The 23,383-nt window shown below is 71.9% G+C and carries 21 protein-coding genes; 11 read left to right on the top strand and 10 right to left on the bottom strand.

Annotated features, from left to right (window positions below; translation table 11 throughout):
• The first annotated feature begins 119 nt into the window (after window positions 1–119).
• From OTB16_RS17755 to OTB16_RS17735, 5 genes are all read left to right on the top strand, one after another.
• Window positions 120–2,612 carry a bifunctional SulP family inorganic anion transporter/carbonic anhydrase gene (locus OTB16_RS17755; RefSeq protein WP_267721234.1) on the top strand — a complete coding sequence of 831 codons (2,493 nt, stop codon included), beginning with the start codon at window positions 120–122 and terminating at the stop codon, window positions 2,610–2,612.
• A 179-nt stretch (window positions 2,613–2,791) separates the two neighbouring features.
• Window positions 2,792–4,789, top strand: coding sequence for an acetate--CoA ligase (acs, locus tag OTB16_RS17750; RefSeq protein ID WP_267721203.1), 1,998 nt, complete (start codon window positions 2,792–2,794; stop codon window positions 4,787–4,789).
• A 227-nt stretch (window positions 4,790–5,016) separates the two neighbouring features.
• Complete coding sequence (gene nhaA, locus OTB16_RS17745) at window positions 5,017–6,444, top strand: Na+/H+ antiporter NhaA (protein WP_267721202.1); 1,428 nt, start codon at window positions 5,017–5,019, stop codon at window positions 6,442–6,444.
• 54 nt (window positions 6,445–6,498) lie between these two features.
• Window positions 6,499–6,957: a phage holin family protein gene (locus OTB16_RS17740; RefSeq protein ID WP_267721201.1), complete on the top strand. Its 459-nt coding sequence runs from the start codon at window positions 6,499–6,501 to the stop codon at window positions 6,955–6,957.
• Window positions 6,954–7,913 (top strand): alpha/beta fold hydrolase, encoded by a 960-nt coding sequence (locus tag OTB16_RS17735; protein WP_267721200.1) that lies wholly within the window; start codon window positions 6,954–6,956, stop codon window positions 7,911–7,913. The genes OTB16_RS17740 and OTB16_RS17735 overlap by 4 nt, the downstream gene beginning before the upstream one ends.
• 455 nt (window positions 7,914–8,368) lie before the next feature.
• Here OTB16_RS17735 and OTB16_RS17730 read toward each other — a convergent pair whose 3' ends face one another.
• The 3 genes from OTB16_RS17730 to nth form a co-directional block, all read right to left on the bottom strand.
• Window positions 8,369–9,574, bottom strand: a complete 1,206-nt coding sequence (locus OTB16_RS17730; RefSeq protein ID WP_267721199.1) for a MarP family serine protease — start codon at window positions 9,572–9,574, stop codon at window positions 8,369–8,371.
• Window positions 9,575–9,587: 13 nt separating this feature from the next.
• The gene (locus OTB16_RS17725; protein WP_267721198.1) at window positions 9,588–10,430 is read right to left on the bottom strand and encodes an NUDIX hydrolase; all 843 of its coding nucleotides are present in this window, start codon (window positions 10,428–10,430) and stop codon (window positions 9,588–9,590) included.
• A gap of 110 nt (window positions 10,431–10,540) precedes the next feature.
• Window positions 10,541–11,431 (bottom strand): endonuclease III, encoded by an 891-nt coding sequence (gene nth, locus OTB16_RS17720; RefSeq protein WP_420717724.1) that lies wholly within the window; start codon window positions 11,429–11,431, stop codon window positions 10,541–10,543.
• A 225-nt stretch (window positions 11,432–11,656) separates the two neighbouring features.
• Here nth and OTB16_RS17715 point away from each other — a divergent pair, with 225 nt between their 5' ends.
• Both OTB16_RS17715 and OTB16_RS17710 read left to right on the top strand, forming a co-directional pair.
• The gene (locus OTB16_RS17715) at window positions 11,657–12,331 is read left to right on the top strand and encodes a Crp/Fnr family transcriptional regulator (protein ID WP_003981529.1); all 675 of its coding nucleotides are present in this window, start codon (window positions 11,657–11,659) and stop codon (window positions 12,329–12,331) included.
• A gap of 140 nt (window positions 12,332–12,471) precedes the next feature.
• A complete protein-coding gene (locus tag OTB16_RS17710; RefSeq protein WP_267721197.1) occupies window positions 12,472–13,290 on the top strand; it encodes a nucleotidyltransferase domain-containing protein in 819 nt (272 codons plus the stop codon).
• Between the two features lie 6 nt (window positions 13,291–13,296).
• On the opposite strand, the gene OTB16_RS17705 is transcribed toward OTB16_RS17710, so the two are convergent.
• The 5 genes from OTB16_RS17705 to OTB16_RS17685 form a co-directional block, all read right to left on the bottom strand.
• A complete protein-coding gene (locus tag OTB16_RS17705; RefSeq protein WP_267721196.1) occupies window positions 13,297–13,590 on the bottom strand; it encodes a hypothetical protein in 294 nt (97 codons plus the stop codon).
• Window positions 13,587–14,432, bottom strand: coding sequence for an MBL fold metallo-hydrolase (locus tag OTB16_RS17700; protein ID WP_267721195.1), 846 nt, complete (start codon window positions 14,430–14,432; stop codon window positions 13,587–13,589). The genes OTB16_RS17705 and OTB16_RS17700 overlap by 4 nt, the downstream gene beginning before the upstream one ends.
• Window positions 14,429–15,328: an NUDIX hydrolase gene (locus tag OTB16_RS17695; protein WP_267721194.1), complete on the bottom strand. Its 900-nt coding sequence runs from the start codon at window positions 15,326–15,328 to the stop codon at window positions 14,429–14,431. The genes OTB16_RS17700 and OTB16_RS17695 overlap by 4 nt, the downstream gene beginning before the upstream one ends.
• A 296-nt stretch (window positions 15,329–15,624) precedes the next feature.
• A complete protein-coding gene (locus tag OTB16_RS17690) occupies window positions 15,625–16,098 on the bottom strand; it encodes a RidA family protein (RefSeq protein WP_267721193.1) in 474 nt (157 codons plus the stop codon).
• Complete coding sequence (locus tag OTB16_RS17685) at window positions 16,095–16,256, bottom strand: Sp36 family protein (protein WP_007264966.1); 162 nt, start codon at window positions 16,254–16,256, stop codon at window positions 16,095–16,097. Before OTB16_RS17685 ends, OTB16_RS17690 begins: the two co-directional genes overlap by 4 nt.
• Window positions 16,257–16,328: 72 nt before the next feature.
• Here OTB16_RS17685 and bagA point away from each other — a divergent pair, with 72 nt between their 5' ends.
• Both bagA and bagB read left to right on the top strand, forming a co-directional pair.
• Window positions 16,329–17,309, top strand: a complete 981-nt coding sequence (gene bagA, locus OTB16_RS17680) for an ATPase BagA (protein WP_267721192.1) — start codon at window positions 16,329–16,331, stop codon at window positions 17,307–17,309.
• Window positions 17,306–18,664: an ATPase BagB gene (gene bagB / locus OTB16_RS17675; RefSeq protein WP_267721191.1), complete on the top strand. Its 1,359-nt coding sequence runs from the start codon at window positions 17,306–17,308 to the stop codon at window positions 18,662–18,664. Before bagA ends, bagB begins: the two co-directional genes overlap by 4 nt.
• Before the next feature lie 28 nt (window positions 18,665–18,692).
• Here bagB and OTB16_RS17670 read toward each other — a convergent pair whose 3' ends face one another.
• Window positions 18,693–19,043 (bottom strand): WhiB family transcriptional regulator, encoded by a 351-nt coding sequence (locus OTB16_RS17670; protein WP_267721232.1) that lies wholly within the window; start codon window positions 19,041–19,043, stop codon window positions 18,693–18,695.
• A gap of 397 nt (window positions 19,044–19,440) precedes the next feature.
• Between OTB16_RS17670 and OTB16_RS17665 the strand changes: the two genes are divergently transcribed.
• Window positions 19,441–21,753, top strand: coding sequence for a transglycosylase domain-containing protein (locus tag OTB16_RS17665; RefSeq protein WP_267721190.1), 2,313 nt, complete (start codon window positions 19,441–19,443; stop codon window positions 21,751–21,753).
• Between the two features lie 128 nt (window positions 21,754–21,881).
• Here OTB16_RS17665 and OTB16_RS17660 read toward each other — a convergent pair whose 3' ends face one another.
• The gene (locus tag OTB16_RS17660; protein ID WP_267721189.1) at window positions 21,882–22,343 is read right to left on the bottom strand and encodes a GatB/YqeY domain-containing protein; all 462 of its coding nucleotides are present in this window, start codon (window positions 22,341–22,343) and stop codon (window positions 21,882–21,884) included.
• A gap of 68 nt (window positions 22,344–22,411) precedes the next feature.
• Between OTB16_RS17660 and OTB16_RS17655 the strand changes: the two genes are divergently transcribed.
• Window positions 22,412–23,380, top strand: a complete 969-nt coding sequence (locus tag OTB16_RS17655; RefSeq protein WP_267721188.1) for a metallophosphoesterase — start codon at window positions 22,412–22,414, stop codon at window positions 23,378–23,380.
• The last annotated feature ends 3 nt before the right edge of the window (window positions 23,381–23,383 follow it).

The raw sequence follows: 23,383 nt of genomic DNA, 5'->3' as shown, positions 1-23,383 counted from the left end.
ATTATTCACCACGCCTCTTTACTCTCCATTACCATCCATTTACTGAGTGTTGAGACTCCCGCCGCTTCACCCCTCCCCCGAGGAGACGGGACCTTATGACTGCCATCTCCCCCGCCCCCATGCGCAAAGGGACCCGCGAAGAGAGCCGCAAGGACCTCTCCGCGGACCTCTCCGCCTCCATCGCCGTCTTCCTGATCGCCCTGCCGCTCTCCCTCGGCATCGCCCTGGCCACCGGCGCTCCGCTCCAGGCCGGACTGGTCGCCGCGGCGGTCGGTGGAATCGTCGCCGGCCGGCTCGGCGGCGCTCCGCTCCAGGTGAGCGGGCCCGCGGCCGGACTCACCGTCGTCACCGCCGAGTTGATCCAGCACTACGGGTGGCGCACCACCTGTGCGATCACCGTGCTCGCGGGCTGCTGCCAGTTCGGGCTCGCCGCGCTGCGCACCGCCCGGTCGGCGCTCATGGTCAGCCCGGCCATCGTGCACGGCATGCTCGCGGGCATCGGCGTGACCATCGCGCTCGCCCAACTGCACATCGTGCTCGGCGGCACCCCGCAGAGCTCCGCCGTGGCCAACGTCCAGGGGCTTCCGGGCCAACTGGCCGACCTGCACCCGGCCGCGCTCGGCATCAGCGCGCTGACCGTGCTGATCCTGCTCGGCTGGCCGCGGCTGCCCGGGCGGGCCGGCCGCGCCCTGCGCAAGGTGCCGGCCGCGCTCGCCGCCGTCGCCACGGCCACCGCCTTCGCCGCCCTGGCAGGGCTCACCCTCCCCCGGGTGGACCTGCCGTCCTGGCGCAGCCACGCCCTGCCCGAACTTCCAGAGGGTCCGGTCCTCGGCCTCATCGCCGCCGTCCTGACCATCACCCTGGTCGGCAGTGTGGAGTCCCTCCTGTCGGCGGTCGCCACCGACAAGCTGATCGCCTCCGAGCGGGGTACGGCCAACCGCCCGCCGCGCGCCGACCTCAACCGGGAACTGCGCGGCCAAGGCGCCGCGAACATCGTCTCCGGCGCCCTGGGAGGGCTGCCCATCACGGGGGTGGCCGTCCGCAGCGTGGCCAACGTCAAGTCCGGTGCGGCCAGCCGGAAGTCCTCCATGATGCACGGCTTCTGGGTCCTCCTGGCGGCCGGGCTCCTGGTCCCCGTCCTCGACCTGATCCCGCTCGCCGCGCTGGCCGCCCTGGTCATGGCCGTCGGCGTACAGATGGTCAGCATCACGCACCTGCGCAGTGTCACCCGGCACCGGGAGATCCTGGTCTACGGGACGACCATCGCGGCCGTGGTCCTCGGCGGAGTGCTGGAGGGCGTGGCCATCGGCATCGCGGTGGCCGTGGCGCTGGCCCTCCACCGCCTGGCCCGGACCCGGATCACGGTGGAGCAGCTGGACGGCGGGGCCCACCGGGTCTGCGCGCGCGGCCAGTTGACCTTCCTCGCCGTGCCCCGGCTGAGCCGGGTGCTGAACCAGATCCCGCACGACCGGCACGCGGTCCTCGAGCTGGACGGCTCGTTCATGGACCACGCGGCCTACGAGACCCTCCAGGACTGGCAGGACTCCCACCTCGCGCACGGGGGCACACTGGAGGTCAGCGGACGCTCCGGGGCCTCGGCGCACGCCTCCGAGGACGACCGGTCCGACCGGGCCGGCCTCCTCGCCGGCACCGGCATCGGCTCCGAGGGCCCCGACGGCGTGGGCGGACCCGGCGGCCGTACCGACCGCTCGGACCGGGCGGGTCTCGCCGACCTCGTCCAGCGGGCCGATCGCTCCCGGCGCTCGCCCCAGCGAGGGGGGCACCAGTGCTGCCGGCCCTGGACCCCGTGGCAGAACCACTGCGACCACCGGGCCGCGGAAAGCCGTACGGCCGCGACCGCCGCGGAGGCGGCAGCGGCAGCGGCGGAGACGGCAGAGCCGTCGGACATCCCCGCCGCGGCGCCCCGCCGCCGCGGCGCCGGCCAGCTGGCCAGCGGTATCGGCGCCTTCCAGCGCGATACCGCGCCGCACGTACGGGACGAGCTGGCCCGGCTGGCCCGGGAGGGACAGAGGCCCTCCCAGCTCTTCCTCACCTGCGCCGACTCCCGCCTGGTGACGAGCATGATCACGGCGAGCGGTCCGGGCGACCTGTTCACCGTCCGCAACGTCGGCAACCTCGTCCCGCTGCCGGGCGCCGAGTCCGGGGACGACTCGGTCGCGGCGGCCATCGAGTACGCCGTGGACGTGCTCCAGGTGGACAGCATCACGGTGTGCGGGCACTCGGGGTGCGGGGCGATGCAGGCGCTGCTCAGCTCTTCGCCCTCGACGCCGATGACCCCGCTGCGCCGCTGGCTGCGGCACGGCTTGCCCAGTCTGGAGCGGATGGCAAGCCGCCACCACGCCTGGGCACGGATCTCGGGCCGGCTCCCGGCGGATGCCGTGGAGCAGCTGTGCCTGACCAACGTGGTGCAGCAGCTGGAGCACCTGAAGGCCCACGAAGCGGTGGCCCGCAGGCTCGCCGAGGGCACGCTGGAGCTGCACGGGATGTACTTCCACGTGGGTGAGGCCCAGGCCTACCTGCTGTCCGAGGGCCAGGACTTCTACGACTGCCGGGTCTTCGACAGCGTCGGTCAGGTCGGGCAGCACGCCTGAACCGATACCCTCCCGTGTCCGTGCAACCGTTCGACCCCTTCCCGCATCCTGCCGCGGGGAGGGGCCCTTCGTGCGCCGGACGCCGCGTGCCGGACACCGTTGGTGCGGCCCCAGACGTGCTATAGGTCTAAACCAATTGACGGTTACCCCTTGTCACCTGGGCCTGCGACTGATGAGCTATGCCCGGGGACACAACGGACACCCTGGGAAAGGGAGATGTCGTGAGCAATGAAAGCCTGGCCAATCTGCTCAAGGAGGAGCGGCGGTTCGCACCGCCTGCCGATCTGGCCACCGCCGCCAACGTGACAGAGGCTGCGTACGCACAGGCCGACGCGGACCGGCTGGGCTTCTGGGCCGAGCAGGCCCGGCGGCTGAACTGGGCCGTCGAGCCGACGGAGACGCTCGACTGGACCAATCCGCCCTTCGCGAAGTGGTTCGCGGACGGCAAGCTGAACGTCGCGTACAACTGCGTGGACCGCCACGTCGAGGCCGGCAACGGCGACCGCGTCGCCATCCACTTCGAGGGCGAGCCCGGCGACAGCCGCGCGATCACCTACGCCGAGCTCAAGGACGAGGTCTCCCGCGCCGCGAACGCCCTGACCGAGCTGGGCGTGCGGGCCGGCGACCGCGTCGCCGTGTACCTGCCGATGATCCCCGAGGCGGTCGTCGCGATGCTCGCGTGCGCCCGTGTCGGCGCCGCGCACTCCGTGGTCTTCGGCGGCTTCTCCGCCGACGCCGTCGCCTCCCGCATCCAGGACGCCGACGCCAAGCTGGTGATCACCTCCGACGGCGGTTACCGCCGCGGCAAGCCGAGCGCGCTCAAGCCCGCCATCGACGCCGCCGTCGCCAAGTGCCCGCAGGTCGAGCACGTGCTCGTCGTACGCCGCACCGGCCAGGACACCGCCTTCACCGAGGGCCGCGACGTCTGGTGGCACGACGTGGTCGGCCGCCAGTCCGCCGAGCACACCCCGCAGGCCTTCGACGCCGAGCACCCGCTGTTCATCCTGTACACCTCGGGAACCACGGGCAAGCCGAAGGGCATCCTGCACACCTCGGGCGGCTACCTCACGCAGGCGGCCTACACCCACCACGCCGTCTTCGACCTCAAGCCGGAGACCGACGTCTACTGGTGCACCGCCGACATCGGCTGGGTGACCGGGCACTCGTACATCGTCTACGGGCCGCTCGCCAACGGCGCCACCCAGGTGATCTACGAGGGCACGCCGGACACTCCGCACCAGGGCCGGTTCTGGGAGGTCGTGCAGAAGTACGGCGTCACCATCCTGTACACGGCGCCCACGGCCATCCGCACGTTCATGAAGTGGGGCGACGACATCCCCGCGAAGTTCGACCTGTCGAGCCTGCGCGTACTGGGCTCGGTCGGCGAGCCGATCAACCCCGAGGCCTGGATCTGGTACCGCAAGCACATCGGCGGCGACCGCTGTCCGATCGTGGACACCTGGTGGCAGACCGAGACCGGCGCGATGATGATCTCCCCGCTGCCGGGCGTCACCGAGACCAAGCCTGGCTCGGCACAGCGCGCGCTGCCCGGGATCTCCGCCACCGTCGTGGACGACGAGGCCAACGAGGTCCCGAACGGCGGAGGCGGCTACCTCGTCCTCACCGAGCCGTGGCCCTCCATGCTGCGCACCATCTGGGGCGACGACCAGCGGTTCATCGACACCTACTGGGCGCGCTTCGAGGGCAAGTACTTCGCGGGCGACGGCGCCAAGAAGGACGACGACGGCGACATCTGGCTCCTCGGCCGGGTGGACGACGTGATGCTGGTCTCCGGCCACAACATCTCCACCACCGAGGTCGAGTCGGCGCTCGTCTCACACCCCTCGGTCGCCGAGGCGGCCGTGGTCGGCGCCAACGACGAGACCACGGGCCAGGCCATCGTGGCCTTCGTCATCCTGCGCGGCAGCGCCTCCGAGACCGACACCCTGGTCGCGGAGCTGCGCAACCACGTGGGTGCCACGCTCGGCCCCATCGCCAAGCCCAAGCGCATCCTGCCGGTGCAGGAGCTGCCCAAGACCCGCTCGGGCAAGATCATGCGCCGCCTGCTGCGCGACGTGGCGGAGAACCGCGCGGTCGGTGACGTCACCACGCTGGCCGACTCCTCGGTCATGGACCTGATCCAGTCCAGGCTTCCGGCCGCCGGCAGCGACGACTGACGCCGGGCGGGTCCACGGGCCCCGGGAGGGCGTCCGGCGCGTCACGCGCCGGACGCCCTCCGTCCGTTTAAGGTGAAGATCATCCGATACGGCTGCGCGACCCTGTAAAGTCGAAGAGCTGTCAATACGTGGCGTCCGAAGAGACGCCGGAACAACACAGGGTGCGCCGGGAAGTCTGGTCGGCAACTGCATGAGCCATGCCGTCGACCAACCGGAGGTGCCCCACCGTGGACACGCCCACGCCCACACCCACCCGCAAGGCCTTCGGCCGGCTCTCGCTGCCCGAGCGCCGCTTCGTCGCCGACGCGCTGCGCACCGAGACCGTCGGCGGCGTACTGCTGCTCCTGGCCGCCGTCACCGCCCTGATCTGGGCGAACGTCCCCGCCATCTCGGACAGCTACGACAGCGTCGGGTCCTTCCACATCGGCCCCGAGTCTCTCGGCCTGAACCTCTCGATCCAGCACTGGGCGGCCGACGGCCTGCTCGCGATCTTCTTCTTCGTCGCCGGAATCGAGCTCAAGCGCGAGCTCGTCGCAGGCGATCTGAGCGAGGCCAAGGCCGCCGCCCTCCCCGTGATCGCGGCCCTCTGCGGCATGGCCGTACCCGCGCTGGTGTACGTACTGGTCAACACCCTCGGCAGCGGCTCGATGGACGGATGGGCGGTCCCCACCGCCACCGACATCGCCTTCGCCCTCGCCGTCCTCGCCGTCATCGGCACCTCGCTGCCGTCCGCCCTGCGCGCCTTCCTGCTGACCCTCGCCGTCGTCGACGACCTCTTCGCCATCATGATCATCGCGGTGTTCTTCACCAGCGACATCAACTTCGTGGCGCTCGGCGGCGCCCTCGCGGGCCTGGCCCTCTTCTGGTTCCTCCTCCGCAAGAACGTCCACGGCTGGTACCTGTACGTCCCGCTCGCCCTGGTCATCTGGGGCCTGATGTACAACAGCGGCGTCCACTCCACCATCGCCGGCGTCGCCATGGGCCTGATGCTCCGCTGCTCCCGCAGGGAGGGGGAGTCCGAGTCCCCCGGCGAGCGCATCGAGCACCTGGTCCGGCCCCTGTCCGCAGGACTGGCCGTACCCCTCTTCGCCCTGTTCGCCGCCGGGGTCTCTCTCTCCGGCGAGGCCATCGCCCAGGTCTTCACCCGCCCCGAGACCCTCGGCGTGGTCCTCGGCCTGGTCGTCGGCAAGACGTTCGGCATCTTCGGCGGCACCTGGCTGGCCGCCCGCTTCACCAAGGCCGAACTGAACGAGGACCTGGCCTGGCCCGACGTACTCGCCGTGGCCTCGCTCGCCGGCATCGGCTTCACCGTCTCCCTGCTCATCGGCGAACTCGCCTTCGCCGACGACCCGGTCCTCACCTCCGAGATCAAGGCCGCCGTCCTCATCGGCTCGCTCATCGCCGCCGTGATCGCGAGCGTCCTGCTCAAGCTCCGGAACCGCAAGTACCGGGCGCTCACCGAGGCCGAGGAGCGGGACGAGGACCACGACGGCATCCCGGACATCTACGAGGAGGACAAGCCCGAGTACCACCTCCGGATGGCGAAGATCTACGAGGAGAGGGCCGCCGAGCACCGCCGCAAGGCCGCCGCGGCGACGTCCGCCACGTCCGAAGCGGCATCCGGGTCCAGCGCCGGGGCCGACCGTCCGGCATGATCTGACAGACGACGCAGGACAGCCGCCGGCAGCAGACGACAGAGGGAGAGAGCGATGAGCGCAGTGGACCAAGGGGCGCGGGGAGCCGAGCGCACACTCGGCCAGCTGGTCGCCTCGGCCACCGCCGAGATGTCCGCCCTGGTGCACGACGAGATCGCCCTCGCGAAGGTGGAGATCAAGCAGGACGTCAAGCGGGCGGGCATCGGCAGCGGTGCCGCGATCGTCGCGGGCGTGCTCCTCCTGTTCTCCCTCCCCGTACTGAGTTTCGCCGCGGCGTACGGCATTCACTCGACCGGGCTGGGCCTGGTCTGGTGCTTCCTCATCGTCGGCGGGGCGTTCTGGCTGATCGCGGCCCTGGTCGGGCTGCTCGCGGTGGCGAAGTTCAAGAAGGTCAAGCCGCCGGTGAGGACCATCGAGTCCGTCAAGCAGACCGCGGCGATCGTGGGGACCGTCAAGCCGCACCCGCGGCCGGTGAGTGACCAGGCTGTGGGTGTGGCACGCTCGTCCTCATGACAGCCCCCACGCCGGACCCCAGCACTCCCCCCACAGCTGCCACGGCGGTACGGCTCGACATCCCCGGCGGCCGGAAGGTCACCCACCGGGACGTCGCGGCCAACGGGGCCCGCTTCCACGTCGCCGAACTCGGCGACGGGCCGCTGGTGCTGCTCCTGCACGGCTTCCCGCAGTTCTGGTGGACCTGGCGCCACCAGCTGACGGCGCTCGCCGACGCCGGGTACCGGGCCGTCGCGATGGACCTGCGCGGGGTGGGCGGCAGCGACCGTACTCCGCGCGGCTACGACCCCGCCAACCTCGCGCTCGACATCACCGGGGTCGTACGGTCCCTCGGCGAGCCGGACGCCGCCCTGGTCGGGCACGACCTGGGCGGGTACCTCGCCTGGACGGCCGCCGTGATGCGGCCCAAGCTGGTGCGCCGGCTCGTGGTCTCCTCCATGCCGCACCCCCGCCGCTGGCGCTCCGCGATGCTCTCGGACTTCGGCCAGACCAGGGCCAGTTCGCACATCTGGGGCTTCCAGCGGCCGTTCGTCCCCGAGCGGCAGCTCGTCGCCGACGACGGGGCGCTCGTGGGCGAGCTGATCCGGGACTGGTCGGGACCGCTCCTCCCCGAGGACGCGGACCTCGAGGTGTACCGCAGGGCGATGTGCATCCCCTCCACCGCGCACTGCTCCGTGGAGCCGTACCGCTGGATGATGCGGTCGATGGCGCGGCCCGACGGGCTCCAGTTCAACCGGCGGATGAAGCGCCCGGTCCGGGTGCCGACCCTGCACCTGCACGGCTCGCTCGACCCGGTGATGCGGACGCGGAGCGCGGCCGGATCCGGTGAGTACGTCGAAGCCCCTTACCGGTGGCGGCTGTTCGACGGGCTCGGGCACTTCCCGCACGAGGAGGACCCGGCGGCGTTCTCCACCGAGCTGGTGAACTGGCTGAAGGACCCCGAGCCGGACCGCTGAACCGCCCGGGCCGCGCGCCGGCGGGCCACTGGGGCGGCGTCCGGGCGGTCCTGACGCACCGGCACGTCGCGGCCCTCCCGTATGACAAGCATTCAATTGCCCGGCGCATAGGCCAATTGGCCGCCCCGGACGGGATTACCGACCTTGGGGCACGGGCACAGCTCGGAGTATGGGCTGGACGCACGACTACGGTGACACCGCACACGAACGACGCTCGGCCACCGCGCCGGGCACCCACGAGAGGCCTGGCCGGCACGGCCACGACCTCCGGCTCGGAATTCCGCGCATCCTGCGCCGCCGCGCCCGCTGGGTCTCGGCACGGCTCCGCCATCCCCGGACGTAGAGACCGGCACACACACGGACGGACCGGCACACGGACGCGGCCCCGGAGCCGTACGGACCACCCTGAGCCGTACGGAGCTCCGTGCCCGTACGGAGCTCCGTGCCCGTACGGCTCAGAGTGCGCAGCTCTGGCTGTCGACCCGGCGCGTGGCCGTGGCGCCGAGCCGGATGTCGTCGCGGATCTCGTCCGCCGTCAGCGCGTAACCGGTGTTCGGGTCGTCGAGGGACTTCGCGAAGACGACCCCGTACACCCTGCCGTCGGGCGTGAGCAGCGGGCCGCCGGAGTTGCCCTGGCGGACCGTCGCGTACAGCGAGTACACGTCACGGCGGACGGTGCCCCGGTGGTAGATGTCCGGGCCGTTGGCGTTGATCCGGCCGCGGACGCGGGCCGCGCGCACGTCGTACGCGCCGTTCTCCGGGAAGCCGGCGACGATGGCGTCACTGCCGCTTGCGGCGTCCTTGTCGGTGAACTCCAGCGGCGGGGCCTTGAGCTTCGGCACGTCCAGGACGGCGATGTCGCGCGCCCAGTCGTAGAGCACGACCTTGCCGTCGTACAGCTTGCCCTCGCCGCCGATCTGCACGGTCGGCTCGGTGACCCCGCCCACGACGTGGGCGTTGGTCATGACCTTGCCGGGCGCGAAGACGAAGCCGGTGCCCTCCAGCACCTTGCTGCAACTGGGCGCGGTCCCGACGACCTTCACGATCGAGCGCTTGGCCTGGTCGGTGACGGGGCTGCCGGCGAGCGCCGGGTCGGGCGCCCTCACCTCGGTGATGGGCTCGTTGGAGAACGGGCTGAACACCTGGGGGAAGCCGTTGCGCGCGAGGGTGGAGCCGAAGTCCGTGAACCAGGTGTCCGCCTGGTCGGGCAGGGCCCGCGACACGCCCGACAGCACCTTGGAGTTGCGGACCTCCCTGCCCACCGTGGTGGGCAGGGAGGTGACGGCGACCAGCGAGCCGATCAGCCACGCGACCAGCAGCATCGCGACCACGTTCACCAGGGCGCCGCCGGTCGCGTCGAGCGCGCGCGCCGGCGACCAGGTGATGTGGCGCCGAAGACGGCTGCCCAGATGGGTCGTCAGGGCCTGGCCGATCGAGGCGCAGACGATGATCGCGACGACGGCGATGACCACGACCGTGGTGGACACCTGGGTGCCGTTGTCGGTCACCCGGTCCCAGATCAGCGGGAGCAGGGACACGGCGATGAGACCACCGCCGAGGAAGCCGATCACCGACAGGATGCCGACGACGAACCCCTGGCGGTAGCCCACGATCGCGAACCACACGGCGGCGACCAGCAACAGGATGTCCAGCACGTTCACATGGGCCACCGTCTCATGAGCGCCAGTCGAGCGGTACGTGCCGAGAGCGGTCCCACGGAAGCTCCCAGCCCGCGAAATGCAGGATCCGGTCGATCACTCCGGCCGTAAAACCCCAGACCAGCGCCGATTCGACGGTGAACGCGGGGCCTTGGTGCCCGCTCGGGTGGACGACGGTGACCCGGTGGCCGGGGTCCGTGAGATCCGCCACGGGAACCGTGAACACCCGCGCCGTCTCGGCCGGGTCCACGGCGTCGATCGGGCTCGGGGTGCGCCACCAGCCCAGGACCGGGGTCACGACGAACTCGCTGACCGGGATGTAGAGGCGGGGCAGCACCCCGAAGAGCTGGACGCCGGCGGGGTCGAGGCCGGTCTCCTCCTCGGCCTCGCGCAGGGCAGCGCGCAGCGGCCCCGTGGTGCGCGGGTCCCCGTCCTCGGGGTCGAGGGCGCCGCCGGGGAAGGAGGGCTGGCCGGGGTGGGAGCGGAGGCTGCTGGCGCGCTCCATGAGGAGCAGCTCGGGGCCGCGGGGGCCCTCGCCGAACAGGATCAGCACCGCGGACTGGCGGCCCCGGCCGTCCTCGGGCGGCAGGAAGCGGCTCAGCTGGGCCGGGCGGACCGTCCGGGCGGCCGCCACGACCGGGTCGAGCCAGCCGGGCAGCCCCTCGGCGGTGACGTCGGTGCTGCCCCGCCCGGTGGCGGGCGGGAAGGCGCCGTACGGGGCCTGCGGGGCGTACGGGGCCTGCGGGGCAGCCGGGGGCGGCGGGGGCGGCGGGGGCGCGTCCGGGGGGCCCACCGCGCCGCGGGCCGCCGCCCTCTGTGCTCCGGCGTCGGCCGGGCGGTTCTGCGTAGCCCCAGTCATAGGCACCCCTGTCCGTGTTCTCCCACACCGCCAAACGCGGTCCGGGTACCGATTGGTTCCTGAGGCCGCGCCGCCCGCACCGCCGCTACGGCTGCGCCGCCCGCTCCGCCCTACGGCCGCGCCGCCCGCGCGGCCGCCGGCGGGGCCGGGAGGCCGGGGTAGTCCGGGGGCGGGGTCAGCCGCTGGCCCGGCTGGCCGCCCTTCTCGTACTTGAGCAGCTTCTTCGCCTTCTCCGGGTCCGTCTCGCCCTCCCCGTACGCGGGGCACAGCGGGGCGATCGGGCACGCGCCGCAGGCCGGCTTGCGGGAGTGGCAGATCCGGCGGCCGTGGAAGACGACCCGGTGCGAGAGCATCGTCCACTCGCTCTTGGGGAAGATCGCGCAGATCTCCGCCTCGACCTTCTCCGGGTCCTCCTGCCCGGTCCACTTCCAGCGGCGCACCAGTCGGCCGAAGTGGGTGTCGACCGTGATCCCCGGGACGCCGAAGGCGTTGCCGAGGACCACGTTCGCGGTCTTGCGGCCGACCCCCGGCAGCTTCACCAGGTCCTCGATCCGGCCCGGCACCTCCCCGCCGAAGTCGTCCCGCAGGGCCTGCGAGAGGCCGAGCAGCGAGCGGGACTTCGCCCGGAAGAACCCGGTCGGCCGGATCAGCTCCTCCAGATCCTCGGGGGCGGCCGCGGCCATGTCCTCGGGGGTCGGGTAGGCGGCGAACAGGGCCGGGGTCGTCTGGTTCACCCGCAGGTCGGTGGTCTGTGCGGACAGCACCGTCGCGACGAGGAGCTCGAAGGGGTTGCGGAAGTCCAGCTCCGGATGGGCGTACGGGTAGATCTCGGCCAGCTCGCGGTTGATGCGGCGGGCCCTGCGCACCATGGCCAGGTGCGATTCACCCCGGGCCGGCTTCGGTTTCTTGACCGAATTTTTACCCTCGGGTGCGGGCGGGGCCTTCGCGGACGCCTCCACAGGGGCATGTTCGCCCACGGCTGAATCGGGGGCGGCCGTCACTCCCGCGGACCCCTTGGCCTGTGCTCTCACCGGCTTGTTGGACACCCGGCCAGCCTAAGGCCGGCCGCTGACACCCGCCCGGACCTCTGGTAACACCACCCCGATTGGCCGCTCGCCGCACAGCACACCCGTCCGTCCGGCATCCTTGTGATTGATCGCACTGTTTGAGCCGTCCGGCAAAATGGGGAGCGGTTCCCTGAGCTGGTCGACATAGGAGAGAGACTCGTGGACGACGTACTGCGGCGTGCCCCGCTCTTCGCGGCGCTCGATGACGAGCAGGCCGCGGAGCTCCGCGCCTCCATGGGCGAGGTGACCCTCGCGCGCGGTGACGCCCTGTTCCACGAGGGCGACCCCGGTGACCGGCTGTATGTCGTGACCGAGGGCAAGGTGAAGCTCCACCGCACCTCCCCCGACGGCCGCGAGAACATGCTGGCCGTCCTCGGCCCCGGCGAGCTGATCGGCGAACTGTCGCTGTTCGACCCGGGCCCGCGCACCGCCACCGCCACCGCGCTGACCGAGGTCAAGCTGCTCGGCCTCGGCCACGGCGACCTCCAGCCCTGGCTCAACGCCCGGCCCGAGGTCGCCACCGCGCTGCTGCGCGCCGTCGCCCGGCGCCTGCGCAAGACCAACGACCAGATGTCCGACCTGGTCTTCTCCGACGTTCCCGGCCGTGTCGCGCGGGCGCTCCTCGACCTGTCGCGCCGGTTCGGCGTGCAGTCGGAGGAGGGCATCCACGTCGTGCACGACCTGACGCAGGAGGAGCTCGCCCAGCTCGTCGGTGCCTCCCGCGAGACCGTGAACAAGGCCTTGGCCGACTTCGCGGGCCGCGGCTGGCTGCGCCTGGAGGCCCGCGCCGTGATCCTGCTGGACGTGGAGCGCCTCGCGAAGCGGTCCCGCTGACACCCGTCGCACCCTGAAGGGGTCCTGCCCGTACGCCGGGCAGGGCCCCTTCACGCGTCCCGGGAGAGGGTCCGGCGCCCCTCCACGCGTCCCGCGACCCCGTCGGGCCGCCCCGCCGGCCGACGGTGCACAGTGGAGTCATGGAACACAAGGGCCTGGACGCGTACGGGTACTTCGAGCGCGAGGGGGCCCTCGGCCGGGTGCCCGCCGCCTTCGCCGGCGTCGTCGCGGCCGCGCGGGAGCGGACCGCAGAGGCGTACGGGCAGCGCCTGCACAGCGCGTACCTGTACGGGTCCGTGCCGCGCGGGACCGCCCGGCCCGGCCGGTCCGACCTGGACCTGCTGCTCGCCCTGCGCCACGAGCCCGCCGCCGAGGACCGGGACACCGCCGAGGTGCTGGCGCGCGGGCTGGACGAGGACTTCCCCGTGATCGACGGGGTCGGGATCCTGCTCTACGGCGAGGACACCCTGCTGAGCGAGGCCGAGCGGTACGACCTCGGCTGGTTCCTCGCCTGCCTGTCCACCCCGCTCCTCGGCCCGGACCTGGCCGAGCACCTGCCGCGCTACCGCCCGGACGGCCTGCTCGCCCGGGAGACCAACGGCGACCTTGCCGCCATGCTGCCGGGGTGGCGGGACCGCGCCGGTGCCGCCTCGACCCCGGAGGAGCTGCGCCGGCTGACCCGGGGGTTCTCGCGGCACCTCGTGCGCACCGGGTTCACGCTGGTGATGCCGCGCTGGGGCGGCTGGACCAGCGACCTCGCCGAGTCCGCGGAGGTGTTCGGCCGGTACTACCCGGGCCGCGCGGCCCAGATGCGGGCGGCGGCCGCGGTGGCCCTGGACCCGGTCGCCGACCCGGCCGTGCTCCGCGCGTACGTGGACGACCTCGGCCCGTGGCTCGCGGACGAGTACGCGGCCCGGCACGGCACCAAGACCCCCCGCAAGTCCCCGGAGGGCTCCTGAGCGGCCCTACAGGGTGACTTCCAGGGCCTCGACGGCCGACTTCGCCTCCACCAGGCCCGCGCCCGTGGCGGCGCGGTAGGCCTTGATCGCCTCGATCCGGCGGCCGTCGCGGAGCAGGGCCCGTACCCCGTCCAGACCCGCCGGCTCCGGCTCGACGATGCCGAGGTGGTCCAGGATCAGGCCGAGGCGGCGCTCCGCCCGGTCCGCCCTGTGCTCGAGGCGCTGCATGCGCAGGGTCACCGTCGAGGTGATCCAGGCGGCCGTCGCGAGCAGCATCAGCAGCAGGAACAGGTCGTTCACTCGGGCCCTCCCGGGATCAGTCCGTGATCTTGAAGGTACTCGAGCTGCGCCCGGACGGACCATTCCGCGGCCGGCCACAGCGAGCGGTCGACGTCCGCGTAGACCCGGGCGACGACCGCTTCGGGGGTGGCGAAACCGTTCTCCACGGCGGTCTCCACCTGGGCGAGGCGGTGGGCCCGGTGGGCCAGGTAGAACTCCACGGCCCCCTGGGCGTCCTCCAGGACCGGCCCGTGCCCCGGCAGGACGGTGTGGACCCCGTCGTCGACGGTGAGCGAGCGCAGCCGGCGCAGGGAGTCCAGGTAGTCGCCGAGGCGGCCGTCGGGGTGGGCCACGACGGTGGTGCCGCGCCCGAGGATCGTGTCGCCGGTCAGCACGGCCCGGTCGGCGGGCAGGTGGAAGCAGAGCGAGTCGCTGGTGTGCCCCGGGGTCGGGACCACCCGCAGCTCCAGTTCGCCGGTCCGGATCACGTCCCCGGCGGCCAGGCCCTCGTCGCCGAGGCGCAGGGCCGGGTCCAGGGCGCGCACCTTGGTGCCGGTGAGCTCGGCGAAGCGGCCGGCGCCCCCGGCGTGGTCCGGGTGGCCGTGCGTGAGGAGGGTGAGCGCGATCCGCTTGCCCGCCCGCTCGGCGGTGGCGACGACCGCGCGCAGGTGTGCCTCGTCCAGCGGGCCGGGGTCGACGACGACGGCCAGGTCGGAGCCGGGCTCGGACAGGAGCCAGGTGTTGGTGCCGTCCAGGGTCATCGCGGAGGCGTTGGGGGCCAGGACGTTGACCGCGCGGGCGGTCGCCGGCCCGGAGACGACCGTCCCGCGGGGCTGCCCGGGAAGTGCGGCGGCGTCGGTCATGCGGGGCCTCCCGGGCGCACGCGCTTCGTGAACTCGTCGTGGCCCGGCCAGCTGAGCACCAGCTGCCCATCCTCCAGCGAGGCTCGGGCCAGGACCGGCGCGAGGTCCTGCGCCGCGGCCGCGCCGAGCGCCTCGGCGGCGCTCCCGTACGGCTCCAGGGAGCGCAGGGTGGAGATCGTCGGCGGCATCATCAGCAGCTCGCCCTTGTCGTACCCGGCGGCCGCGTCGGCGGGGCGGATCCAGACGGTGCGGTCCGCCTCGGTGGAGGCGTTGCGGGTGCGCTGGCCCACGGGGAGGGCGGCGACGAAGAACCAGGTGTCGTAGCGGCGCGGCTCGAACTCCGGGGTGATCCAGCGCGCCCACGCCCCCAGCAGGTCGGAGCGCAGCCGCAGACCGCGGCGGTCCAGGAACGCGGCGAAGGACAGCTCGCGGGCGACCAGGGCCGCCCGGTCGGCCTCCCAGTCGTCGCCGGTGGTGTCGCCCACGACGGTGTCCGGGGTCTCGCCGGCGAGCAGGACGCCCGCCTCCTCGAAGGTCTCGCGCACCGCCCCGCAGACGATCGCCTGGGCGGTGGCCGGATCGGTGCCCAGCCGGGCGGCCCAGTCGCTCCGGGAGGGCCCGGCCCAGCCGACCTGGTGCTCCTCGTCGCGGGGGTCGACCCCGCCCCCGGGATAGGCGTACGCGCCCCCGGCGAAGGCCATGGAGGCCCGCCTGCGGAGCATGTGCACGGCGGGCCCGGCGGGGGTGTCGCGCAGCAGCATCACGGTGGCGGCGCGCCGCGGGTCGACCGGGGTGATCGAGCCGTCCGCGAGCGCGCGGATGCGGTCGGGCCACTCCGGCGGGTACCACTGGCCTCCGGCGGGGGGCTGCTGCTGACCGTACTGACCATTCGGCATGGCGGGATGCTACGGCCATCCGGCCCGATGTTCGAGGGGCACCTTGCGGCGCCCCGCCGTCCGGCCGCCCGGAACCCGGAAGCGGGCGGCGGCCCGGCCCGTACGGGGTACCGACGGAGACGGGCCGGGCCGGGCCACGGCCCGCTCGACCCGGCCCGTCTCCGAATGGACGAACAGGCGGACGGACAAACCGACGGACAGAACGACGCACGACACGAGCCAGCGCACGAACCGGCCCGTCGCACGAACCGGCCCGTCGCACGAACCGACGGACCGGCGAGCGCCGACCGGCCGCGTCAGGCGGAGGGCTCGACCTCGACCTGGATCTCGACCTCGACGGGCGCGTCCAGCGGGAGGACCGCCACGCCGACCGCGCTGCGGGCGTGGACGCCCTTCTCGCCGAGCACCTCGCCCAGCAGCTCGCTCGCGCCGTTCAGCACGCCTGGCTGGCCCGTGAAGTCGGGGGCCGAGGCGATGAAGCCGACGACCTTCACGACGCGCACGATCTTGTCGAGGTCACCGATGACCGACTTGACGGCGGCCAGGGCGTTCAGCGCGCAGACGGCGGTGAGTTCCTTGGCCTGCTCCGCCGAGACCTCGGCGCCGACCTTGCCGGTGACCGGCATGCTGCCCTTGACCATCGGGAGCTGGCCCGCCGTGTACACGTACACGCCGGACCGCACGGCCGGCTGGTACGCGGCCAGCGGCGGGACGACCTCCGGCAGGGTCAGGCCGAGCTCGGCCAGCCGCGCCTCGACGACTCCGCTCATGCCTTCTCCCGCTTGAGGTAGGCCACCAGCTGCTCGGGGTTGTTCGGCCCGGGCACGACCTGGACGAGCTCCCAGCCGTCCTCGCCCCAGGTGTCCAGGATCTGCTTGGTGGCATGGACCAGCAGCGGGACGGTCGCGTATTCGAACTTCTTGGTCATGGGAGCGAGGGTAGTGCCTGTGATGCGGGGCTCATGCGCGGCCCGTGAGCCGAGTGGTTAGGCTCGGACGCTGTGAGCAGGCTCCAGGTGGTCAGCGGCAAGGGCGGCACCGGCAAGACCACGGTCGCCGCCGCACTCGCGCTCGCCCTCGCACGCGAGGGCAGGCGGACTCTACTGGTGGAGGTGGAGGGCAGGCAGGGGCTCGCGCAGCTCTTCGGCGCCGAGGCGCTCCCCTACGAGGAGCGGAAGATCGCGGTCGCTCCCGGGGGCGGTGAGGTCTTCGCGCTCGCCATCGACGCCGAGCGGGCGCTGCTGGACTACCTCCAGATGTTCTACAAGCTCGGCTCGGCGGGCCGCGCCCTGAAGAAGCTCGGCGCGATCGACTTCGCGACGACCATCGCCCCCGGGCTGCGGGACGTCCTGCTGACCGGCAAGGCGTGCGAGGCGGTCCGGCGCAAGGACAAGACCGGCCGGTTCGTCTACGACCACGTGATCATGGACGCGCCGCCGACCGGCCGGATCACCCGCTTCCTGAACGTGAACGACGAGGTCGCGGGCCTGGCCCGGTTCGGCCCGATCCACAACCAGGCGCAGGCCGTCATGAAGGTGCTCAAGTCCCCCGAGACGGCCGTGCACCTGGTCACCCTGCTGGAGGAGATGCCCGTGCAGGAGACCGCGGACGGCATCGCGGAACTCCGGGAGGCCGGGCTGCCGGTGGGCCGGGTCGTCGTGAACATGGTGCGGCCGCACCACCTGGACGAGGACACCCTGCGCGCGGCGGCCGGCGACCACCGCGCCGGCGTGGCGCAGGCGCTGTCCCGGGCGGGGCTCGGCGGGTCGCGCCGCGGCGGGCTGGCCGAGCGGCTGGTGGACCCGCTGGTCGCGCAGGCGGCCGAGCACGCGGGCCGGGTGGAGCTGGAGCGCACGCAGCGGGCCGTGCTGAACGGGCTGGACGTGCCCGCGTACGAACTCCCCCTGCTGGGCACGGGGATGGATCTGGCGGGGCTGTACGCGCTCGCCAAGGACCTGCGGAAGCAGACGGTGGCCGAATGAGCGAGGGGGTGGACACCGTGGGCCTGGACACTCCGCCGCGGCTGGCGGTCGACCGGCTGCTGGACGACCCGGAGACCCGGATCATCGTGTGCTGCGGTTCGGGCGGGGTCGGGAAGACCACCACGGCCGCGGCACTGGGCGTACGGGCGGCCGGGCGCGGGCGCAAGGCGGTGGTGCTGACCATCGACCCGGCGCGGCGGCTCGCCCAGTCGATGGGCATCGACTCGCTGGACAACACGCCGCGCAAGGTGGATTCCGTGGGCGCTGACGGCGGCGAACTGCACGCCATGATGCTGGACATGAAGCGGACCTTCGACGAGATCGTCGAGGCGCACGCGGACGGCGAGCGGGCCCAGGCCATCCTGGCCAACCCGTTCTACCAGTCCCTGTCGGCCGGCTTCGCGGGCACGCAGGAGTACATGGCGATGGAGAAGCTGGGGCAGCTGCGGGCCCGGGACGACTGGGACCTGATCATCGTGGACACCCCGCCGAGCCGTTCGGCGCTGGACTTCCTCGACGCCCCCAAACGCCTCGGGTCCTTCCTGGACGGGAAGTTCATCCGGGTGCTGATGGCTCCGGCGAAGGTGGGCGGCCGGGCCGGGATGAAGTTCCTGAATGTCGGGATGTCGATGATGACGGGCACCCTGAGCAAGCTGATGGGTGCCTCGCTGCTGAAAGACGTACAGACCTTCGTGGCCGCGATGGACACGATGTTCGGCGGATTCCGCACCCGCGCGGACGCCACCTTCCGGCTGCTCCAGGCTCCCGGTACGGCCTTCCTCGTGGTCGCGGCCCCGGAGCCGGACGCGCTGCGCGAGGCCGCGTACTTCGTCGAGCGGCTGGCCGCGGAGAGCATGCCGCTGGCCGGGCTGGTACTGAACCGGGTGCACGGCAGCGGCGCCGACCAGCTGTCCGCGGAGCGGGCGTTGGCCGCCGCAGAGAATCTTGAGGAAGGGTGCATTGTCGATCAGGAGTCCGGGAAAGCTGGACTTCGTGACGCGGCCGCGGAGGCCGCCGGCACTTCCGCGGAGACTCCCGAGACCGGCTCCCCCACCGCCGCACGCGACACCGCGGAAGTCGACACGTACGACGAGGACGGCGCGCACCAAGCCGATGGCACCGACACGGCTGACGACGCGATCACGGTGGACGTGATCACGGCGGGGCTGCTGCGCCTGCACGCCGAGAGGATGCAGGTGATCGCGCGTGAACGGCGCACACGCGACCGCTTCACCTCGCTGCACCCCGAAGTGGCGGTGGCCGAAGTGGCCGCCCTGCCCGGCGATGTGCACGACCTCGCCGGGCTGCGGGCCATCGGAGAGCGACTCGCGGCCGGGGTTCCGGCCGGAGCGTAGGCGTCCGTACGACGTGGTGCCCGGGCGGTTACCCGGCTGCCGCGTACGTCTCGTACGGAACGTCGATCTCCGTGTCGTCATCCATGGTGAGGATGCCGGTGCTGCGCTCGTACTCCGTACGAGCCGTTTCGAGCAGCCGTCGCCACGAGGTGACGGTGGGACGCCGGCGCAGCAGCGCACGTCGTTCCCGCTCGGTCATTCCGCCCCACACGCCGAACTCGACGCGATTGTCGAGGGCGTCGGCCAGGCATTCGGTCCGCACCGGACATCCGGTGCACACCGCCTTGGCCCTGTTCTGTGCCGCTCCTTGAACGAACAGTTCATCCGGATCGGTAGTGCGGCAGGCTGCCTGCGCACTCCAGTCGGTAACCCAGCCCATCCCGGCGCCGTCCTCTCCCGAATCGAGGCTCCCCCACGGCGGCAGAGGCATATTCACCGCTGCCAGTTGAGGACGTTACGGAAGGTGGGCACCGCGCAACACCCCCGACGGGCCCAATCTTGAATGGTCCGAACGGACTATGGGTAAGCGGCAGATCACCCGACGGAGTGATCCGGCGACATGCCCGGCCATTCCGGCGATTCGGGTGAAATCGGGATACCACCGGCGGGGCTCAGATGGCACAGGGGGCGGGATTCGGACATGCGTCCACCCCATTCGGGAAGGGTGAAAAACAAGCCGAGGGGTTGATGTCGTACCGCACTGCTGTGACAGTTGGGGACAGCTTAGGCCAAGGCATTCGCGCGTGTCCGGTGAATCAGAACGTAGGCTGCCCTCCATGGGAAAGAAGCGCTCGGGCGGCGGGCTCACGGGGAGCCAGCAGGCCGCCAAGTTCCTCGGAGTGTCCGTTCTCTCCGGAGTTGTACTGGCAGGCATGGCCATCCCGGCGGCAGGCGCACTGGGCATCGCGGCCAAGGGCACCGTCGAGGGATTCGACGAGATCCCGGCCAATCTCAAGACTCCGCCGCTGAGCCAGCGGACCACGATTCTGGACTCCGAAGGTGGCTTGATCGCCACCGTCTATTCGCGCGACCGGCAGGTGGTCCCGCTCACGGCGGTCTCCCCGTACATGCAGAAGGCGATCGTCGCGATCGAGGACTCCCGTTTCTACGAACACGGAGCGGTCGACCTCAAGGGCATCCTGCGCGCGGTCAACCGCAACGCGCAGGAAGGCGGCGCCGCGCAGGGCGCCTCCACCCTCACCCAGCAGTACGTGAAGAACGTCTTCGTCGAAGAGGCAGGCGACGACGAGACGAAGGTCCGCGAGGCGCAGGAGAAGAGCCTCGGGCGCAAGATCCGCGAGTTGAAGTACTCGATCCAGGTCGAGGAGGAACTCGGGAAGAAGAAGATCCTCGAGAACTACCTCAACATCACGTACTTCGGCCAGCAGGCGTACGGAATCGAATCCGCCGCCCAGCGCTACTTCAGCAAGCCGGCCAAGGACCTGGCCCTGGAGGAGTCGGCGCTGCTGGCGGGCGTCGTGCAGTCGCCGAGCCGGTACGACCCGGTGAACGACGCGCAGGAGGCGATGAAGCGGCGCAACATCGTCCTCCAGCGGATGGCCGACATGAAGGACGTCTCGCAGGCGGAGGCGGACGCGGCGAAGGCCAAGCCCGTCACGCTGAAGGTGACGAAGCCGCGCAACGGCTGCATCACCGCGGTCAAGGGCGCCGGATTCTTCTGCGACTACGTCCGCAACACCTTCCTGACCGACACGGTCTTCGGCAAGACGCGCGAGGAGCGGGCCAAGGTCTGGAACCAGGGCGGCCTGACCGTACGGACGACCCTGGACCCGCAGTCGCAGGACGCGGCCAACGAGTCGATCAAGGACCACGTCTACCAGGAGGACTCGATCGCGACGGCGGTCACCCTGGTCCAGCCGGGCACCGGGCGGGTCCTGGCGATGGGTCAGTCCAAGCCGTACGGCTTCGGCAAGAACGAGACCCAGATCAACTACTCCGTGGACAAGCGGATGGGCGGCTCGAACTTCGGCTTCCAGGTCGGCTCGACCTTCAAGCCCTTCATCGCGGCCGCCGCGCTGGAGCGGGGCCTGCCGCCGACGAAGGTGTACCAGGCGCCGAACAAGCTCGACTACCCGAGCCCGATCTCCCGCTGTGACGGCTCGCAGTACGTCAACGTCACCAAGGAGACGGCGGAGAACGAGACCGAGGACGAGATCGGCCCCTATGCGCTGCGGACGGCCATGGAGAAGTCGATCAACACCTACTTCGTCGAGATGATCTCCGAGATCGGCCTGTGCCCGGTGTCCGAGATGACGAAGAAGCTCGGTGTCGTCCCGGCGAGCGGCGCGAAGCTGGCCGACGGCCCGGCCATCGCGCTCGGCTCGGAGGAGATGTCCCCGCTGACGATGGCCAACGCGTACGCGGCCTTCGCCAACCGCGGCGTCTACTGCACGCCGGTCGCCATCGAGTCGATCACCGACTCGCACGGCAAGGCCCTCGCGGTGCCGAAGTCCAAGTGCGACCGGGCGATGTCACAGGACACCGCAGACACCATCAACACGCTGCTGCGCGGGGTGGTGGACTCCGGAACCGGTGAGCGGGCCGGCCTGAGCGAGCGCGACAGCGCGGGCAAGACCGGTACGACGGACAACCGCTACAACGCCTGGTTCGTCGGCTACACGCCGAACGTCTCCGGCGCGGTGTGGGTCGGCTCCGGCGGTGCGAAGAAGATCACGATGGAGGACATCGTGATCGGCGGCCGGTCCTACGACAAGGTCTTCGGCGGCGGGCTGCCCGGTCCGATCTGGAAGGACGCGGTCTCGGGCGCGCTGTCCGGGCGCGAGGCCCCCGGCTTCACCACGGTCAGCATCCCGGAGCCGAACGTCCCGGCGGGCGGCCCGCGCGGCAACAAGCCTCCGACGACGAACCCGAGCAAGCCCGGAAAGCCGGGCAAGCCGGGCGGAGACAACAGGCCCGGCGGCCGCCCCGGCGGGCAGACCGTCGCGGGAGCCGCCAACGCCGGAGCCGCCAACACGGGCGGCGGCAACGGAGGCGGCGGCGACCAGGAGGACCCCTTCCCGGGGATCTCCCTGGACCCGGGCCTCATCGGCGGCCGCGACGACCAGTAGGCACGCGGCCCGCACGAGGAGGTGCGCGGCCGGCACGCCCGGCCGCGCGGCCCGCGCGAGGCGGCGGAACGGGTGAGGGCCCCAGCCGGATCACCGGCTGGGGCCCTCACCCGTTCGACGGGGTCCGGTCAGGACAGCTGCCGCTTGACGACGGCGGCGACGCGCCCGCCCTCCGCCAGCCCGGCGACCTTCGGGTTCACGATCTTCATGACGGCGCCCATCGCCCGCGGCCCCTCGGCTCCCGCCGCCCTGGCCTCCTCGACGGCCTGCGTCACGATCGCGACGAGCTCGTCGTCGGAGAGCTGCCGGGGCAGGTACGTGTCGAGGAACTCGCCCTCCGCGGTCTCCCGGGCGGCCTGCTCGGGACGGCCGCCCTGGGCGAAGGCGTCCGCGGCCTCGCGGCGCTTCTTCGCCTCCTTCGCGATCACCTTGAGGACTTCCTCGTCGGAGAGCACTCGGGCTTCCTTGCCGGCGACCTCCTCCTTGGTGATGGCGCTGAGGGTCAGGCGCAGCGTGGACGAGTGCAGCTCGTCGCGCGCCCTGATGGCGGTCGTGAGGTCTTCCTGGAGCTTGGCCTTGAGCGTGGTCATGGACATGAGTCTGCCAGGTACGGGGGTGATGGCGCCCGCGCGTTTTCCCGGTCTGCGACGATGGGTCCATGCGCGCGCGTTACGGAGTACCTCTGAAGGCTGCTGCCGGGATCGCGGCGGTGGGGGCCGCTGGTGTGGCCTACGCCGCCGGATTCGAGGCGCGGTCGTTCCGCCTTCGCCGGGTCACGGTGCCCGTCCTGCCTCCGGGGATGCGCCCGTTGCGCGTACTCCAGGTGTCGGACATCCACATGGTCGGCGGGCAGCGCAAGAAGCGCGCCTGGCTGCAGTCGCTCGCCGGCCTGCGCCCCGACCTCGTCGTGAACACCGGCGACAACCTCTCGGACACCGAGGGCGTGCCGGAGGTGCTGGACGCCCTCGGCCCCCTGATGAACTTCCCCGGCGTGTACGTCTTCGGGTCGAACGACTACTACGGGCCCCGGCTGCGCAACCCCGGCCGCTACCTGATCGAGCGGACGCAGGGCCGGCACGGGCTGAACGGCAACAAGCCGGTCGTCGGCGCCGTCCACAACCCGTGGGAGGACCTGCGGGACGCCTTCGACGCGGCGGGCTGGCTGAACCTCACCAACACCCGGGGCCGGATGAAGCTGGACGGCCTGGAGCTGGCCTTCACCGGCCTGGACGACCCGCACATCAAGCGGGACCGCTACGAGCGGGTGGCGGGCGGCCCGGACACGGACGCGGACTTCTCGATGGCCGTCGTGCACGCCCCGTACCTGCGCGTCCTGGAGTCCTTCACCGCCGACCGGTACCCGCTGATCCTCGCCGGGCACACGCACGGCGGGCAGCTGTGCATCCCCTTCTACGGGGCGCTCGTCACCAACTGCGACCTGGACACGAAGCGGGTGAAGGGGCTCTCCACGCACGAGGCGGAGGGCCACCGCGCGTACCTCCACGTCTCGGCGGGCTGCGGCACGAACCGGTACACCCCGGTCCGCTTCGCGTGCCCTCCGGAGGCGACGCTCCTGACGCTGACGCCGGGGGCCGGAGAACTCCCGAGGCCGGCGCCCGTACGTTGACGG

Source organism: Streptomyces antarcticus (genome assembly GCF_026627255.1).
Lineage (GTDB): Bacteria > Actinomycetota > Actinomycetes > Streptomycetales > Streptomycetaceae > Streptomyces > Streptomyces antarcticus.
The sequence above is the reverse complement of the archived record's forward strand: the minus strand, read 5'-3'. Positions and strand labels throughout refer to the sequence as shown.

Bases quoted from the DNA above. Each gene is read 5' to 3' on its own strand.
- OTB16_RS17755 (WP_267721234.1), top strand. From the start codon at position 120: ATGCGCAAAGGGACCCGCGAAGAGAGCCGCAAGGACCTCTCCGCGGAC.
- acs (WP_267721203.1), top strand. From the start codon at position 2,792: ATGCCCGGGGACACAACGGACACCCTGGGAAAGGGAGATGTCGTGAGC.
- OTB16_RS17740 (WP_267721201.1), top strand. From the start codon at position 6,499: ATGAGCGCAGTGGACCAAGGGGCGCGGGGAGCCGAGCGCACACTCGGC.
- OTB16_RS17735 (WP_267721200.1), top strand. From the start codon at position 6,954: ATGACAGCCCCCACGCCGGACCCCAGCACTCCCCCCACAGCTGCCACG.
- OTB16_RS17725 (WP_267721198.1), bottom strand. From the start codon at position 10,430: ATGACTGGGGCTACGCAGAACCGCCCGGCCGACGCCGGAGCACAGAGG.
- OTB16_RS17710 (WP_267721197.1), top strand. From the start codon at position 12,472: ATGGAACACAAGGGCCTGGACGCGTACGGGTACTTCGAGCGCGAGGGG.
- OTB16_RS17700 (WP_267721195.1), bottom strand. From the start codon at position 14,432: ATGACCGACGCCGCCGCACTTCCCGGGCAGCCCCGCGGGACGGTCGTC.
- OTB16_RS17695 (WP_267721194.1), bottom strand. From the start codon at position 15,328: ATGCCGAATGGTCAGTACGGTCAGCAGCAGCCCCCCGCCGGAGGCCAG.
- OTB16_RS17690 (WP_267721193.1), bottom strand. From the start codon at position 16,098: ATGAGCGGAGTCGTCGAGGCGCGGCTGGCCGAGCTCGGCCTGACCCTG.
- OTB16_RS17685 (WP_007264966.1), bottom strand. From the start codon at position 16,256: ATGACCAAGAAGTTCGAATACGCGACCGTCCCGCTGCTGGTCCATGCC.
- bagB (WP_267721191.1), top strand. From the start codon at position 17,306: ATGAGCGAGGGGGTGGACACCGTGGGCCTGGACACTCCGCCGCGGCTG.
- OTB16_RS17670 (WP_267721232.1), bottom strand. From the start codon at position 19,043: ATGGGCTGGGTTACCGACTGGAGTGCGCAGGCAGCCTGCCGCACTACC.
- OTB16_RS17665 (WP_267721190.1), top strand. From the start codon at position 19,441: ATGGGAAAGAAGCGCTCGGGCGGCGGGCTCACGGGGAGCCAGCAGGCC.
- OTB16_RS17660 (WP_267721189.1), bottom strand. From the start codon at position 22,343: ATGACCACGCTCAAGGCCAAGCTCCAGGAAGACCTCACGACCGCCATC.
- OTB16_RS17655 (WP_267721188.1), top strand. From the start codon at position 22,412: ATGCGCGCGCGTTACGGAGTACCTCTGAAGGCTGCTGCCGGGATCGCG.